The organism is Kurthia populi (genome assembly GCF_042686175.1).
In the GTDB taxonomy this organism is placed as follows: domain Bacteria; phylum Bacillota; class Bacilli; order Bacillales_A; family Planococcaceae; genus Kurthia; species Kurthia populi.
Window position 1 is genome coordinate 63,419 of the sequence record NZ_JBHUOR010000040.1, and the last position, 14,561, is coordinate 77,979.

Consider the following 14,561-nt stretch of genomic DNA (forward strand, 5'->3'; position numbering starts at 1 on the left):
TTTAAGCGTTTTTTAAATGCTTTTTTTCCTTGTACATATTTAAATCTGCTGTATGAAGCACAGTCTCCAAATTTTTAATCGGTTCCTTAGAAATAGCATATCCGAAGCTAGCGCTAATAAAAATTTCATTACCATCTTTTAAGGTAAGTGGCTTTGTTTGACATTGCACTCGTAATGTATAAATTAAGGATTCAATTGTGTCGATGGATGTACAATTATGCAAATAAATCGCAAATTCATCTCCACCTAGCCGAGCACTTAAATGAGGTGGGGTGATATATTCTTTAAAAAATGATGCAAAAAGCTGTAATAATTCATCTCCAATTTGATGACCATACGTATCATTTACTTGTTTGAAACGATTTAAATCACACAGAATTAAAGTGCCAGGTGTGTTTTTAGTGAGAATATAAGAATTAAAATACGTGCGGTTAGACAATGTCGTAATGGAGTCTACATAGGCCATTTCCCTAATTTGCCGTTGGCGTTCGATTTCACTTGTTTGGTCATACCAGACTAAGTAATAAAAAGGACCATCATTTAAATAAATAACAGAGGCATTACAAGAAAGATAGGTTGTTCTACCAGTTTCCGCGTGCTGAATCGTTAATAATTGCCCACGTAATGAATTTTCTTTTACAAGTCGGTCCATAAATGATTGGAACCGCAAAATATTTTCTTTTAGAATAAAAGAATCTTTTGCAGGCATACCTACTTTAAAATCTGCCCAAATCATTGCAGCATCATTAAAGTCAAATACGCGTTGTTTTTCATCTAGTAGCACAATTGCGTAAGGTGTTAATTTCATCATCGTTTGATAGCGATTCGCTAAACTTGGGGTAAGGTTAAAACGCAATATACCCCAAAATAGCATCAGCGGCGTGAAAATACCTAAATACAGCGGCCACATTGGTGGATAAGGTATAAGCGTGAAAGTCACAATACAGGTAATATACGTCGCAAAAACAATGAGTTGACCGATAAATAAAAATCGAATTAATCGGAAAATATTACGATTGCGGCAGCGACGATAGCCGACGTATAAAATCGGTAACGTTGAGAGTGAAATAGAACCAAATGCGATAAAAAATAATGTGGTATAGAATGGTACATCTCGGTAATACCAAACGGTGTGCGAATAAAAGTTATCTGAATTAAGACCGATAATTGGAATCATCGCAAGCATGAATACAACAGGTACATAAAAAATAATTGGCGCGAACCGAAACGGAATCGGTGTATATTTTGCAATTACAATATACATAGTATGCAATGTAAATGCGGCGCCTAGTAAAATAAAAGGTGCTACAATAAATTCAGTTAGCCACCAACTTTGATTCATTGGAACCATGTGGCGTACAAATTCGCTTATTAATGCAACTGCGTAGCTGCTAAAAGCATAGCCGATAAGCTTTGCTTCTTTTATAGAATAAGAGCGCGTGAGAAGAATGGTAATACAGCTAATTAAAAGAATTGCAGGAAGCAAAAAGATAGTTATATATATATAATGTAGGGATTGGCATCGTCAAAACCTCCAATAAGGCTTATAAGCATAATTCTATTGTATCGCTCTGTTTAATTAGAAAGAAAGGACAATTATGCATAATATATGTATAAGTTTGAGTGATTTTTTAGAATGCTCTTTTAAATAAAAAAGAAAAAAGGCTAGTGTGCCATTTTAAATATAAAACTTTTCAGCTAATCTATATAGAAAGAAGTCAATGCTTAACTTTACTACATGGTAAAACAGAAAAACTAGATAAAATACCCTTAATAATGAATAATTAATTAAGGAGTCTATACTAGCATTATAGAATATAATAACTTTAATTTTCAGTTAATTCAGATATTAATAATAGTCATAAATACTCTTTTTTTAATATTATTTTTCGTTTAAAAGATAAACATTGAGCATAAAGTATTGTTTTGCTTTGGTTGCCGTAAATAATATTCAAGTATTGGGGAAAAGGGAATAAAACAAAGGCAAAAGGAGTGATAAGGATGTGGGAATTAGCAATGCGCTTACGTAGTGCAGGGAAACATGAAGAAGCACTGAAACAATTTGAAAAAATAACAGTCGAAAATCCTCAAGACGCAGATGTACAGTACTATGCAGCAACAAATGATGTGTTAGGACGAGAAAAAGAAGCGGTACCGTATTATGAAAAAGCGATTGCGCTTGGCTATGATGAAGTGGATGCTTATATTGGATTAGGGAGTACATATCGCGTGCTCCATCGCTATGAGGATGCACGAAAAATCTTAGAGCAGGGCTATGAACAATTTCCAGATAACTTCGCTTTACCACCATTTTTGGCGATGACCTATTATAATTTACAAGAGCATGAGAAGGCAACGACCTTATTGCTACAATGTTACGTGAAGGCTTCTTTAGACAATGATGTACAGGCATTTAGTCGTGCAATTAACTATTATGCGACACATTTAAACGATTAAAAAAAGCAGAATGGTGACTCTTCGCCTTTCTGCTTTTTAAATGAACATTTTATGTTGCCCTTTTATCAGTTGCTGGTCATGATACATGCGTACATCGGTAGGCTGGTAAAGCGTTTCATATGGATCACAAGCAGTCGTTGCAACAGCGTAAGCCAAAGCTTGAGCCGAACTTGATATGTGTATGATGATGTGCGTATGGATTCAATGCAAAACTAATGCGCCATGCTGGTAAGCGACTATGAAAAGCCACTTTTGACGTGTGTGGGAAATAGCATACAAATTCATCTCTGTTAAGCGTGCAAGCAAGTCATTTTTTGTAAAAGCTTAGCAGTATGTTTAAATAACTCATCTCTCTGAAAAAACCTAGTACCTTTTCTTATTTTTTCAAACTACTTTCAAGCGTTGACGTAATGAAAAAAGGGAATAGACAATAAAAAGGAGGTCTTTGGATGTTAGTTGATATGGAGTTAGAAGTAATGGAGCCAGATACGGATTTGAATGGGCATATGAATCATGTGCAATATATTTATTATTTAGAGCAGGCGCGTCACACATGGTATAAGGGCATTGGCATGCCGGTAAAAAAATTAATTGAAGAAGACCGTATTGGGACAGTGGTTGTGCATTTAGAAACAGATTTTAAAAAAGAGGCGCGGCTTGGTGATAAGCTAATTATTCATACAACATTAGCCCATGTAGGAACAAAAAGTTTCACATTACAGCAGGAAATCATTAATGAACAGAAAGAAACAATCGCAGAAGCTTCTATTATAAGTGTGATGTTTGATTTATCTGCTCGAAAAGCGATTCCGGTTTGTCAGGAAATTCGTGATGCACAAAAATCGAGTAATTAATAAGTTCGTATGAAAGAAGAAAGATGATTTCTTCTTTTTTATTTTGTGCAAATACATAGAAAAAAACTTTTTAAAAAAAATTTGTACTTTTTTGTAACGAAATGAAAACTCAAGGTATTAATACTATGAACGAACCAAGAAGGGAGGTCGCTGATGAATAAAATTGAAGAATATTATGTGGATTTGCAACCGCAAGTCGAGGCTTTTTTCTACGCTAAAACGGCTAATCGAATGCTGGCACAGGATTTATGCCAAGACACATTTTATGAAGCATGTAAAAGTGTCGATACATTTTCTGGGGCAAGCACATTAAAAACATGGATTTTTTCGATAGCGAATAACTTATTAAAAAAATATTATCGAAAAAACCATTATGAAATCGATTTGCTAGGTATGTTATCAGCGCTCCCAGAACAAGAGGTGCCATCAACCGAACATTTAATTGAAGTGCAAGAAGATATGAAGCATTTTTTATATGTATTGTCGAAATTAAAAAAAGATGAGCAAGAACTCGTTTTACTACGGACATATGGTGAGCTAAGTTTTGCAGAAGTAGGCGAAATGCTTGGCAAGAGCGAAAACTATGCGCGTGTGACGTTTCATCGACTGAAGCGCAAGTTACAACAAGAAATGGAGGACATGTAATGAAAGAATGTCAAATTGTCGAAGACTTATTACCCTCATATGAGGAAGATTTATTACAGCCCGATTCAAAAGCATTTGTCGACGAGCATTTAAAGCATTGTGAGAAATGTCGAAAACTCGTAGCTGATATGGGGAAACCACTTCCAGCCTTTGAAGTGAAGCATGATGTAAGGAAACTTCAAAAAACAATTAAAAAATCAAGCTTCATGCAAATGCTGCTCATTGTCTTAATGGCAGCGGGTGCGGCGTATAGCGCATATGGAGCTGAAGAGGGTCTTTATTTTATCTTAATTTATCCGCTGCTAGGTGCGCTACTATACGGATTTTATGGCAAGATGCGCATACCACTTGTGATAGCAACGATTACAACGACAATCTTTGTGGCACTTATTCCGGCATTAGAGATGCCGACAATGTATGATACGTTGCAAGAATTTATCGGATTATTTATATACGTTCCAATTTTGTTATTATTCTTTATGATTGGCTTTTTACTAACAAAATGTTGGAACATGATGACAGGGAGAGAGAAATATGAAAAAAAATAAAATGATTGGTGCAATTGGCTTTATCGTCATTGTTGCCGCATTACTAATCGCTTACTTTTCAGTGAATGGCAATCCCATTGCGAAACAAAAAGCAAAAGATGTCGTGAAAGATTATTTAGAAATGACATACTCAAACGCGAAAGATATGGAAATTGTGAAGGCGGGCCACAACTGGTATATGGACACCTATTCTTTTGAAATAGAATTTAAAGATGGTTACGGTAATACAGAAACATTTATTGTTGATACAGTAGGTGATCGTCCATATGAAATTAATTATGATACGCGTTTTTCTAAATTAGAGGATACAAAAAAAAGTGAGCTATTTACAGAGCAAGCAACAAAAGAATTAAGAAAGCAGTTGGAGGCAGAAAATGTGCCACTTGTAACGAAGGATTATGCCGCAGACGAACTTTTAATTATTAATGTTGATAAAAAAAATACAGATAAAACATGGTCTCCAAATGTGAAAGCATTTGGCCCGGTAGGTGGGAACATCATATTAGATAACCATTTATCAAAAGAACAGTTTTTAGCTGAAGCAAAAAAAATCCAAGTGGTGTTAAATAATATGGGTGTGACATACGATAAAATAAATGTTTCAACAGATAATTACGATTATTATGTGACACCAAAGAAAATCGAAGACATTGCATATTAATGAAGGCCTAGAAGAGCAGATTTGCTTCTTCTAGGTTTTTTATGTGTGAAAATTGTATTTTAGTGGAACTATAATGATAAGGAGGGGATGCCGATGCATCAGGATCAATTAATTGTCAAAGAAGCGTTAGCTGGAAAGTCAGCCAAGGAAATTAAAAAAGTATTAAAAGATGAAAAAATTAATATGAAGGCAAAAGAAATTGTTGCAAGTCTTTCCACATATGGTTTTGTGTATGATGAAGAGGAGGGAAAATGGGTACAAGTGATGCCACTCCATCCATTCACAGATGACGAAGTGAAAAAATTAAAAGAACTTGCGACGGTGGAGTCGCAGGGGAAATTAAAACAAACACTTACGAAGGATATTACAGATGCAGCGGCAGCTCTATCATCAGAGGAACGGAAGAGTAAGACATTTTATATTGACCAGGGCATGGCACAGCAGGCAAAAGAGTTTGCGGAAGAAAAGGGTATAAAACTTGCTGAATTTGTTGAGATTGCTTTATTAGATGCTATGGAAAAATATCGATAAACGGAAATGATTCAGAAATCGCACTAGTAAAAGGTGCGATTTTTTTGATGGATTATTTTGGATTATTTTTAAAACAATTGATGTGTTTTTGATAATATAGGTGAAAAATATTGAAAAAAACATCATTTTTTATATAATTGACTAGTCAACAATTGATGCATCAATAAAGGAGTTTTTGCCATGAGTCAGGAAGAGATGAAGCAAGTATTAATGGAAATAAAGGGCATTGAACGTCAAGTGACGCAATGCTTTGAGAAATCAACGCATATGAGCTTGACGCGCTATGAAATGCTACAACAACTCTATCATAATGGGCGCATGGTACAAAGCGACTTACGTGATGTACTGAAAATCGACCAAGCTGCTGTTACAAGGCACTTAAAAGTGTTGGAGAAAGAAAACCTTGTGAAACGTGAACGAAATGCTGACAATAACCGAGAAATGTTCGTAGAGTTAAGTTCACAAGGACAACAGCGCCTGAGTGGCTGTTCTTGCAACCGTACGCAGTTTTTTGATGAATTGTATGCAGGGTTTTCAGAAGCGGAATTTTCACAACTGCAACATTTTGTGAAGCGACTTAATCAAAATGTAATAAATATGAAAGAAGGATTAACACAATGATCTCTACACAAACTGAACTTCAACGAATTATGAATGACCGTAAATCGGTACGTAAATATAAAGAGGGTGTCACAATTCCTCAAGAAAACTTAATGGAATTAGTACGACTTGCAACAACTGCTCCATCATCAAGCAATATGCAACCTTGGCGTTTCCTAATTATCCAAGATGAAGAAGCGAAAAAAGAATTATTACCAATCGCATTCAATCAAGAACAAATCGTACAATCATCTGCAACAATTGCTGTATTAGGTGATTTAAAAATGTATGAAAATGCACAAGCAATTTATGATGCAAACGTGGAACAAGGTTTTATGACACGTGAAATTGCGGACAATATGATTAAAAACTCTGTAAACTTATATGCTGGTTTACCAGAGGAAGCATTGAAAAATGTGATTCAATTTGATGCTGGTTTAATCTCTATGCAAATCATGTTATTAGCAAAAGAAATGGGTTATGACACCGTACCAATGGGTGGCTTTAACAAGCAACAATTTGCAGAGCACTTCAATCTTCCAGAGAATGAATTCCCTGTATTATTAATTTCTATTGGTGAAGCGGCAGCGCCAGCATACGGTTCTTCACGTATTCCTGCTGAACAATTAACGCGCTTTATCTAAATTATCGGAAGCAAAAGGCCGCCATTGTGCGGTCTTTTTTTTATCGTACATCATTTTTTTTGGCATTATTTTTAGGTATGAAAAAATTTTTTATGCAAATAGGCTAAAAATAAATACAGATTTTCAGTATAAAGAGTTGAATTGTATTTTCATTTTTGCTCATTTTGACAGGATGAATAGGAAAAATTAGATTGAATTGTATAATATAGCATTTAAACGTCTTTTTATGGCTGTTGATAAGGTATTTATTGCTATTTGACAGAGGCATTTTTTTAAGATATTTTCAATAAGGTTAACCAACAAAACATACTGATTTACTATTATGAAACTACATATCCTAGGCAATAGTGCCGTAATAAATTTAAAGCTATACGGAGGCCCAATATTTATGAAAAAAGAATTAGCAGTGACACTGTCTTCGGCTGTATTTTTTGCACCGATGACAGCTCTTGCTGATACTTATAAAGTGGAATTTGGTGATAATTTGTGGAACATTTCTAAAACACAAAACAAAGATTTCAATGAAGTATGGAAACTTAATAATCAAATAAACAATAAAGATTTAATTTACAAAAATCAATTAATCCAATTGCCACCGACAACTATCAAAAAGGCAACAAAAACGTACAAAGTCGTTGTTGCTGATAATTTGTGGTTAATTGCACAAAAGAAACAAGTTGATTTCGCTGCATTACTAAAAGCAAATCCACAAATAAAAAATAAAAATCTTATTTATCCGGGGCAAGAAATTAATTTGCCAGCAACCTTTACAGATGCGAAAGAACGAACGAAAGCGACAAAAGCGTTAGATGGAGCAAACGCATGGACGAATAAAAAGGAAGCAACTAAAAACTTGCCATCGCATGTAGCAACGAACAAAAAGCAACCAGCGAAAAAGAAAACAACCAAAGTTTTGGCAGGTGCTACGCTATGGAGCATTGCGAAGGATAATCATGTTAGTGTGCCTGAACTAGTGAAGGCAAATCCGCAAATAAAAGATAAGAATCTTATTTATAAAGAACAAACCCTGACGATTCCATCAAAAGATGCCAAAAAGCAGAAGAATGAAAATGTAACAGCGGCAAAACCGGTGGTAAAAGAAAAAACACCGACAAAATCAGCTGACAAAGATACGGTAAAAGTGCCATCAAATTCGGTTATCAAAGATACAGAAAAAGAAACGACAATACCAGCTACAGATGATACGCCAAAAGATTCTTCAGGGGATGCCTCAGGTTCTGTAGGTAGTGAGGAACCGATAGAGCAGCCGCCAACGACGGAGGACACGAAAGAAGAAATGCCGGATAAAAAAGGCAAGCAGGCAAAGGTGGAATTTTTTGATTTATTATCAAATGATAAACTTGATGCCTATGACAGGGTCTTTAAGGTTGCAACAGAGCGTATTGCAGCGGTCACAAATAACGGTGGTAAATACGCGCCAGCTCAGAGCTGAAGTATGCCACAGATAATGACACAACAACGCACTGGGAAACGGGTAAAAAAAATAGCGAAGATTTCACAAATGAAGTGAACTTTACGTTTACGGATATAGAGACAATCAATCGTATTGTGTATACACCACGTCCTGGGGGCAAGGGTTTTGCACAAGCATTTGATATTTACGGCTCTATGACTGAAGATGGTGAGGATTTCGGATTGGTATCACAAGGAACGTACACACGCTCTGTGACGGATACTGTTGAAATTACATTTGATGAGACAAAATTTAAGCGCTTAAAATTTGTCTTTACGAAAGCAAATCAAGACTGGGCAGCGGCAGGAGAATTTTCATTTTATGAAGAAGATGTCGTGCGCGATAAAATGGCTGATTTATTTACCGACAATACACAAAGTAAGGTAAGTAAAGCATTTAATACTAATAAAAAGTTAGATGCACTTGAAAAGGCAGCGAAAACACATCCACTTTATACACAATACAAAGAAGATATTGAGTTGGCACGTCGTTTGTTAAATGGTGAAGTGGACACTGCTGGTCGAATTATTACGTCTGAACAACGTGGGAATATGGCGAGCTATTCACAAAACGTATTGAAAATGCCTTTTGGTTCAAATAGTCAGCCAACAGGGATTGCAGCACGTGTAGGTGATAAAATTACAATTTATGTAGAAGCAGGTGCTAATGATCCGCTTCCACAAGTGTTGTTTACACAACAGCAGGGGAACTGGAATGCTTGGAATCGTAGCTTTAATCTGCATGTCGGGAAAAATGTTTTAACCGTACCACAAATGTACGATGGAAATGTAACACAGGGTGGACCGATTTATATCGTCAATCCATATACGTCTGAAAATCAATCAAAAGCACCGGTTGTCCGTATTGAAGGAGGCGAACGTTTCCCGTTGTTTGAAAAGGGAGGCAATGTCGCTGAATTTAAAACGTTCTTAAAAGACTACCAAACACGTTTAGCTGCTGATGTAGCGGCACATCCTGATGTGAAGGACCGTGAAATGATTGATGTCGCAGAAGTGATGAGTGACCGCATTTTATTCACAGGTACTGCTTCAAAAGCGTATAAACAATATGTGACGAATGCTATTAATCCTCAAAAAACTGCTGAGGGCTATGATGTATGGATTAAACGTATTTTTGATTTCTCAGGCCTAGATAGTAGTAAGCCTGAGCATGATCCACAACTAGTTCGTGAAAACATTCGCTATATGCAGCCATTTGGCTCGATGTATGCGGCTGGGAATCATACTGGTATTCAAGCCTATACCATTCCTTTCTTATTCTCGAGTGACTTCAGCAAAACGTACCCAGGCTGGGGCTTAACACATGAAATTGGGCACCGTATGGCTGTTGGGATGCGTGAATACGGCGAGGTAACAAATAATATGGTATCGATGGCGATGTCTGTGGAATACAATTCCCTGGATAACCGAATTCCATTTGAAACCATTTATCAACAAACGCTAGAAGAAAATAAAGTACAAATGGCAGATCAATCATTAACTGTTCGGTTAGGAACATTTTGGCAGCTAGAGCTTGCGCATCCAGGGTACTGGGCGGAGCTAAATAAATTATACCGTGAAGAGCCGATTTCATTATCGGACGGGGATGCGACACGTCAGCAATATATCGTGACGTATTCATCACGCGTCTTGAAAAAGGATTTAAGTAACTATTTTGCAAGACACGGCTTTACGGTTAATGACGAAACACGTAAGGAAACGAGTAAATATGCGCAGCCGAAGAAATTATGGTACTTAAACAATAAAGTTTTAGACTATAAGGGAACCGGCTTTAGTACAGGTGTGAAACCAAATGTGACAATGACGCATAGTACAACGAAAAATGTACTTGGTTTAAGCATGGATGATGCACAAGCAACGCATTTACTTGGCTATGAAATTTATCGAAATGGTGAATTAATTGCATTTACGGCGAATCCGAACTATACGGATGAAACGTCGGAAGCGGCAACGTATGATATCATTGCTTATGATAAAAAATTAGGTACGACAAAGGCAACAACAGTAAAAGCACAATAAAGAAAAAGGAGAAAGCGCTAAACTCGCGCTTTCTCCTTTTTTAGTCGTTTAATTCGTTTGTAATGTTTTTTTGCGTAATGCTTTTGCTGCTTCGACCATATGTTTTAGTGAGGCAACGGTTTCAGGTTCCTGGCGTGTTTTTAGACCACAGTCTGGGTTGACCCAGAAATGATTTGCTGGAATGACCGCAAGACTTTCTTCTAAAATCGTTGTCATTTCATCTGCTGATGGGACACGCGGGCTATGGATATCATAAACACCTAAGCCGATACCATACGGATAAGGATTTTCTTTTAGTGAATGAATTAATTCGCCGTGGCTACGTGATGTTTCAAGTGAAATGACATCGGCATCAAGTGCGGTAATAGGGTCAATAAAGTCATTAAACTCACAATAGCACATATGTGTGTGAATTTGTGTCGTAGTATCGACGCTTGACGTGGCAAGCTTGAAGGCATCAATAGCCCAGTTTAAGTAAGCTTGCCAGTTGTCTTGACGCAGCGGTAACCCTTCGCGTAGTGCAGGCTCATCCACTTGGATAATGCGAATGCCCGCTTCCTCTAATGCATGAATTTCTTTTCGAAGTGCTAGGGCAATTTGTGCTGCGACTACATCACGTGGAAGATCATTTCGAACGAATGACCAGTTCAAAATCGTGACAGGCCCAGTTAACATACCTTTCATCCATTTATCGGTATGTTGCTGTGCAAAGACGGTTTCTTTTACAGTCATTGGCGCAAGCCAGTCGACATCACCGTAAATAATTGGCGGCTTAACACAGCGTGAGCCATACGACACCACCCATGCAAACTTAGTGAATGCAAAGCCAGCTAGTTTTTCACCAAAGTATTCAACCATGTCCGTACGTTCAAATTCACCATGTACAAGAACATCTAAATCAATTTCTTCTTGTAAGGCAATCCAGCGCAATGTTTCAGCATCTAGTTTTGCTTCATATGCCGAGTCGTCTAAATCGCCACGTCGCCAAGCAGCACGCCATGAACGGACTTCTTTTGATTGTGGGAAGCTGCCAATTGTTGTCGTTGGGAATAATGGTAAATGAAGTGCCTGTTGTTGTAATGCAAGACGTTCTGTAAATGGGACGGTACGCTTAAAATCTTTCTCTTCTAACTTAGCAAGTGCTGTAGACACGCTTTCATTTTGACGACTTGCATGATTTTTTAATGCTTCAATACGCTTCATGCTAGCAGATACCGCCGTTGGTGTTGGCCACTCACCGCTTTCGATATAGCCACTTACTTCGACAAGTTCACCTAATTTTTCATCACTGAATGCGAGTGCATCTTTTAGTGTATCGAAGAGCGTTGTTTCATTCGCAACGGTCACCGGGCAGTGCTGCAAGCTACAAGAGGGTTGCAGCCAAATAGCTTGAGGTGATACAAGTGTTTGAACGGCTTGTACATCTTGTGCAACTTCCTGTAAATTACTTGCCCAAATATCACGACCATTAACCACGCCAAGTGCTAATGTTTTTTGTGGTGGGAAGCCATGCTGACGAAGCGCAGCTAAATTTTCTTTTTTGCCATGAATTAAATCTAATCCGATACCAGCCACTGGTAAATTCGTGATGCGTTCAAAATCTGTTAACGCTTCGAAATAGGTTGTCAGCATCACTTTTGCTTGTGGCACAGCCTCGACAAGTTGTGTATAAATAACTTCTGCTAAGCGACAATCTTCCTCTGATAGGGCAGTAGTCAAAATCGGCTCCTCTAATTGAATCCACTCTGCTCCAACATCTACAAGTTGCTGTAAAACCTGTGCGTAAAGAGGCAGTAGCTCCAATAAATAGTGGGCAAGTTCTTTATCACGATAGCCTTTCGTTAATTGAGAGAAGGTCATTGGCCCGATTAGTGTTGGTTTCACGTCAATATCAACCGCTTCTTTTGCCTCTAAGAACCAATCTACATAATGATTATGATTTAATTTCAGTTTCGCGCCCTCGTATTCGGGAACGATGTAGTGATAATTAGTATTGAACCATTTTGTCATTTCGCAAGCGACCGTGTCAGTCGTACCACGAGCCATCGCATAATATGTAGTAAGAGAAGGTACATCTTCTAGTGAGCGATAACGAGATGGGATTAAGTTAAAAAGAAATGCAAGATCGAGCATACGGTCATACATCGTAAAATCACCAGATGTTACTTGCGTTAGGCCGAGTTTTTGTTGTTTTTTTAAATGGGTAATGCGTAATTTTTTCCACTCTGCTTGTAATGTATCTTCGCTAATCGCTTGTTTCCAAAATTTTTCTACGAGACGTTTCCATTCGCGGTTTTCTCCGATATACGGGTAACCAATTGTTGTTGTAATCATGTATATTCCTCCTTTGGTGTATTACATAACTCCAAATAAAAAAGCTATTTCAATTAAGAAATAGCGGAAGAATCTATGCATTATTAAAAAAGTCGAATCCTTTTGACCGACCATCGCACAGAACACCGCCCATCTCCACGTGAGCCTTTGGTGTGTACTCAAAACAGGCAGGTCTCCTGACTTATCATCAACATGCTTAAAGCCTTCCCATTTACACAGTGGCGAATTTTTAAGCACTCCGAATTACAGTTGCGGGACAGCGACGGATTCACACCATACTTCCCTTTTAAGCATGTTCTCACATGCACCGGTTTGTAACACGTTATGTAATTGAACAATACTATAGCATATATTTTTCAGAAAATAAAATATATTTTGAAAATGAGCAGAATTTTACTTAAAACCATCTAAAACAATACGAGATGAATTATTTGATGTTATACTGTAAGAAAACATCGCTACACCCAATAATTTATACATAAAACGTAGTGTGCGAAAAACTTAGGTATATAGTATAACGCCAGATAATGGGCTGTTTTAAAATACTTATAGAAGAAATTAGGAGGGATACAATGACGATTCTACTAGTGGATGACAACAAGGTAAATCTATTTGTCATGGAGAAAATTTTAAAAAGTGCTGGGTACGATAATTGTGTATCTCTGACATCAGCTCAGGCACTGTATGATTATTTGAAAATTGATGAACTAAAGTATAAGCCAGATTCAGTGGATCTAATTTTATTAGACATTATGATGCCAGAAATTGATGGTATCGAAGCGTGTCGGACGATTCGTCGTGATGAGCGTTATAAAAATATCCAAATTTTATTTACAACTGCACTTGATGATAAGAAAAAATTATCAGAAGCACTTGGCGCTGGTGGTAATGATTATATTACAAAACCAATTAACAAAACTGAATTACTAGCGCGTATGGATGTGGCGCTCCGTTTAAAACAAGAGCTGGATTGGCATATGATTCATGATGAAAAGATTGAAAATGAATTAAATTTAGCAGCACATGTGCAGCGCAGTTTATTAAGTGAACCTTTTACTGATGACAAGCTTGCTGTACAAGTGGCGTATAAACCGTCATTTAATTTAGCTGGGGACATGTATTACTGGGAACAAATAGATGAGGATCGCTATGCCGTAATGTTATTTGACATGATGGGGCATGGTATTTCGGCTTCCCTCGTTTGTATGTTTATTTCATCTGCGCTGCGTGATAGTGTGAAGAAACGTGTAAAGCCGGCTGAAGTGATGATCGAATTAAATCGCTATATGTCCTTATTGCATACAGATAAAGAAAAAATTCCATACTACTTTACAGGTGTTTATATGCTAATTAATACGAAGGAAAAAACGATTGAGTATGTCAATGCAGGGCATCCGCATGGCTATGTGTGGCTGAACGAAGAAGAACTTGTACATTTGAACAACAATTCCTGTGCAATTGGCTTTTTCGATGATATTGATGTGAAATCACAAACGATTTCATACGAAAACTCGGCGCAAATTATTCTGTTTACAGATGGTGTGCTAGAGGCGATGCATCCAGATGAATTTGAAGCGGAGCGACGTATGGATAAGCTTGCTGTACAAACATTATCACTTGATAAACCATTACTTGATTATGTTATTCCGCGTGAACAGCAAGAGAATCAACCAGATGATATGTGTATGCTTGTGATTCAGGCAAATTAAAAAGAGGCTTTGACATATGTGTCAGAAAAGCCGCTCCTATGAGCATAAGAAAAACCGGAATCGCG

13 protein-coding genes and 1 riboswitch are annotated in these 14,561 nt (G+C 37.3%); of the genes, 11 read left to right on the forward strand and 2 right to left on the reverse strand.

Annotation, left to right across the window (positions count from 1 at the left end; genetic code table 11):
* Window position 1 precedes the first annotated feature (1 nt).
* Window positions 2–1,342 carry a sensor domain-containing diguanylate cyclase gene (locus ACFSY7_RS07720; protein WP_380147444.1) on the reverse strand — a complete coding sequence of 447 codons (1,341 nt, stop codon included), beginning with the start codon at window positions 1,340–1,342 and terminating at the stop codon, window positions 2–4.
* A 659-nt stretch (window positions 1,343–2,001) separates the two neighbouring features.
* Between ACFSY7_RS07720 and ACFSY7_RS07725 the strand changes: the two genes are divergently transcribed.
* The 10 genes from ACFSY7_RS07725 (at window position 2,002) to ACFSY7_RS07770 (ending at window position 10,453) form a co-directional block, all read left to right on the forward strand.
* Window positions 2,002–2,457: a tetratricopeptide repeat protein gene (locus tag ACFSY7_RS07725; protein WP_380147445.1), complete on the forward strand. Its 456-nt coding sequence runs from the start codon at window positions 2,002–2,004 to the stop codon at window positions 2,455–2,457.
* 449 nt (window positions 2,458–2,906) lie between these two features.
* A complete protein-coding gene (locus ACFSY7_RS07730) occupies window positions 2,907–3,311 on the forward strand; it encodes an acyl-CoA thioesterase (RefSeq protein WP_126989299.1) in 405 nt (134 codons plus the stop codon).
* Between the two features lie 153 nt (window positions 3,312–3,464).
* Window positions 3,465–3,956: an RNA polymerase sigma factor gene (locus tag ACFSY7_RS07735; protein WP_139993762.1), complete on the forward strand. Its 492-nt coding sequence runs from the start codon at window positions 3,465–3,467 to the stop codon at window positions 3,954–3,956.
* On the forward strand, window positions 3,956–4,504 hold the full coding sequence (locus tag ACFSY7_RS07740) for a zf-HC2 domain-containing protein (RefSeq protein ID WP_380147446.1): 549 nt from the start codon (window positions 3,956–3,958) through the stop codon (window positions 4,502–4,504). Before ACFSY7_RS07735 ends, ACFSY7_RS07740 begins: the two co-directional genes overlap by 1 nt.
* The gene (locus ACFSY7_RS07745) at window positions 4,491–5,165 is read left to right on the forward strand and encodes a YfjL-like protein (RefSeq protein ID WP_380147447.1); all 675 of its coding nucleotides are present in this window, start codon (window positions 4,491–4,493) and stop codon (window positions 5,163–5,165) included. The genes ACFSY7_RS07740 and ACFSY7_RS07745 overlap by 14 nt, the downstream gene beginning before the upstream one ends.
* Before the next feature lie 93 nt (window positions 5,166–5,258).
* Window positions 5,259–5,696 (forward strand): hypothetical protein, encoded by a 438-nt coding sequence (locus ACFSY7_RS07750; protein ID WP_126989303.1) that lies wholly within the window; start codon window positions 5,259–5,261, stop codon window positions 5,694–5,696.
* A gap of 180 nt (window positions 5,697–5,876) precedes the next feature.
* Complete coding sequence (locus ACFSY7_RS07755; protein ID WP_380147448.1) at window positions 5,877–6,317, forward strand: MarR family winged helix-turn-helix transcriptional regulator; 441 nt, start codon at window positions 5,877–5,879, stop codon at window positions 6,315–6,317.
* Window positions 6,314–6,940, forward strand: a complete 627-nt coding sequence (locus tag ACFSY7_RS07760; RefSeq protein ID WP_380147449.1) for a nitroreductase family protein — start codon at window positions 6,314–6,316, stop codon at window positions 6,938–6,940. Before ACFSY7_RS07755 ends, ACFSY7_RS07760 begins: the two co-directional genes overlap by 4 nt.
* 388 nt (window positions 6,941–7,328) lie before the next feature.
* Window positions 7,329–8,393, forward strand: coding sequence for a LysM peptidoglycan-binding domain-containing protein (locus ACFSY7_RS07765; protein ID WP_380147450.1), 1,065 nt, complete (start codon window positions 7,329–7,331; stop codon window positions 8,391–8,393).
* Window positions 8,390–10,453 (forward strand): M60 family metallopeptidase, encoded by a 2,064-nt coding sequence (locus ACFSY7_RS07770; RefSeq protein ID WP_380147512.1) that lies wholly within the window; start codon window positions 8,390–8,392, stop codon window positions 10,451–10,453. Before ACFSY7_RS07765 ends, ACFSY7_RS07770 begins: the two co-directional genes overlap by 4 nt.
* A 48-nt stretch (window positions 10,454–10,501) precedes the next feature.
* Here ACFSY7_RS07770 and metE read toward each other — a convergent pair whose 3' ends face one another.
* Window positions 10,502–12,787 (reverse strand): 5-methyltetrahydropteroyltriglutamate--homocysteine S-methyltransferase, encoded by a 2,286-nt coding sequence (gene metE, locus ACFSY7_RS07775; protein WP_380147451.1) that lies wholly within the window; start codon window positions 12,785–12,787, stop codon window positions 10,502–10,504.
* A 149-nt stretch (window positions 12,788–12,936) separates the two neighbouring features.
* Window positions 12,937–13,114: riboswitch (cobalamin riboswitch) on the reverse strand.
* A 245-nt stretch (window positions 13,115–13,359) separates the two neighbouring features.
* Between metE and ACFSY7_RS07780 the strand changes: the two genes are divergently transcribed.
* Window positions 13,360–14,496: a SpoIIE family protein phosphatase gene (locus ACFSY7_RS07780; protein WP_380147452.1), complete on the forward strand. Its 1,137-nt coding sequence runs from the start codon at window positions 13,360–13,362 to the stop codon at window positions 14,494–14,496.
* The last annotated feature ends 65 nt before the right edge of the window (window positions 14,497–14,561 follow it).

What these genes read in the sequence shown, in the direction of transcription:
- ACFSY7_RS07745 (WP_380147447.1), top strand. Translation starts at nt 4,491, where the DNA reads ATGAAAAAAAATAAAATGATTGGTGCAATTGGCTTTATCGTCATTGTT.
- ACFSY7_RS07725 (WP_380147445.1), top strand. Translation starts at nt 2,002, where the DNA reads ATGTGGGAATTAGCAATGCGCTTACGTAGTGCAGGGAAACATGAAGAA.
- ACFSY7_RS07780 (WP_380147452.1), top strand. Translation starts at nt 13,360, where the DNA reads ATGACGATTCTACTAGTGGATGACAACAAGGTAAATCTATTTGTCATG.
- ACFSY7_RS07765 (WP_380147450.1), top strand. Translation starts at nt 7,329, where the DNA reads ATGAAAAAAGAATTAGCAGTGACACTGTCTTCGGCTGTATTTTTTGCA.
- ACFSY7_RS07750 (WP_126989303.1), top strand. Translation starts at nt 5,259, where the DNA reads ATGCATCAGGATCAATTAATTGTCAAAGAAGCGTTAGCTGGAAAGTCA.
- ACFSY7_RS07760 (WP_380147449.1), top strand. Translation starts at nt 6,314, where the DNA reads ATGATCTCTACACAAACTGAACTTCAACGAATTATGAATGACCGTAAA.
- ACFSY7_RS07755 (WP_380147448.1), top strand. Translation starts at nt 5,877, where the DNA reads ATGAGTCAGGAAGAGATGAAGCAAGTATTAATGGAAATAAAGGGCATT.
- metE (WP_380147451.1), bottom strand. Translation starts at nt 12,787, where the DNA reads ATGATTACAACAACAATTGGTTACCCGTATATCGGAGAAAACCGCGAA.
- ACFSY7_RS07730 (WP_126989299.1), top strand. Translation starts at nt 2,907, where the DNA reads ATGTTAGTTGATATGGAGTTAGAAGTAATGGAGCCAGATACGGATTTG.
- ACFSY7_RS07720 (WP_380147444.1), bottom strand. Translation starts at nt 1,342, where the DNA reads ATGAATCAAAGTTGGTGGCTAACTGAATTTATTGTAGCACCTTTTATT.
- ACFSY7_RS07735 (WP_139993762.1), top strand. Translation starts at nt 3,465, where the DNA reads ATGAATAAAATTGAAGAATATTATGTGGATTTGCAACCGCAAGTCGAG.
- ACFSY7_RS07740 (WP_380147446.1), top strand. Translation starts at nt 3,956, where the DNA reads ATGAAAGAATGTCAAATTGTCGAAGACTTATTACCCTCATATGAGGAA.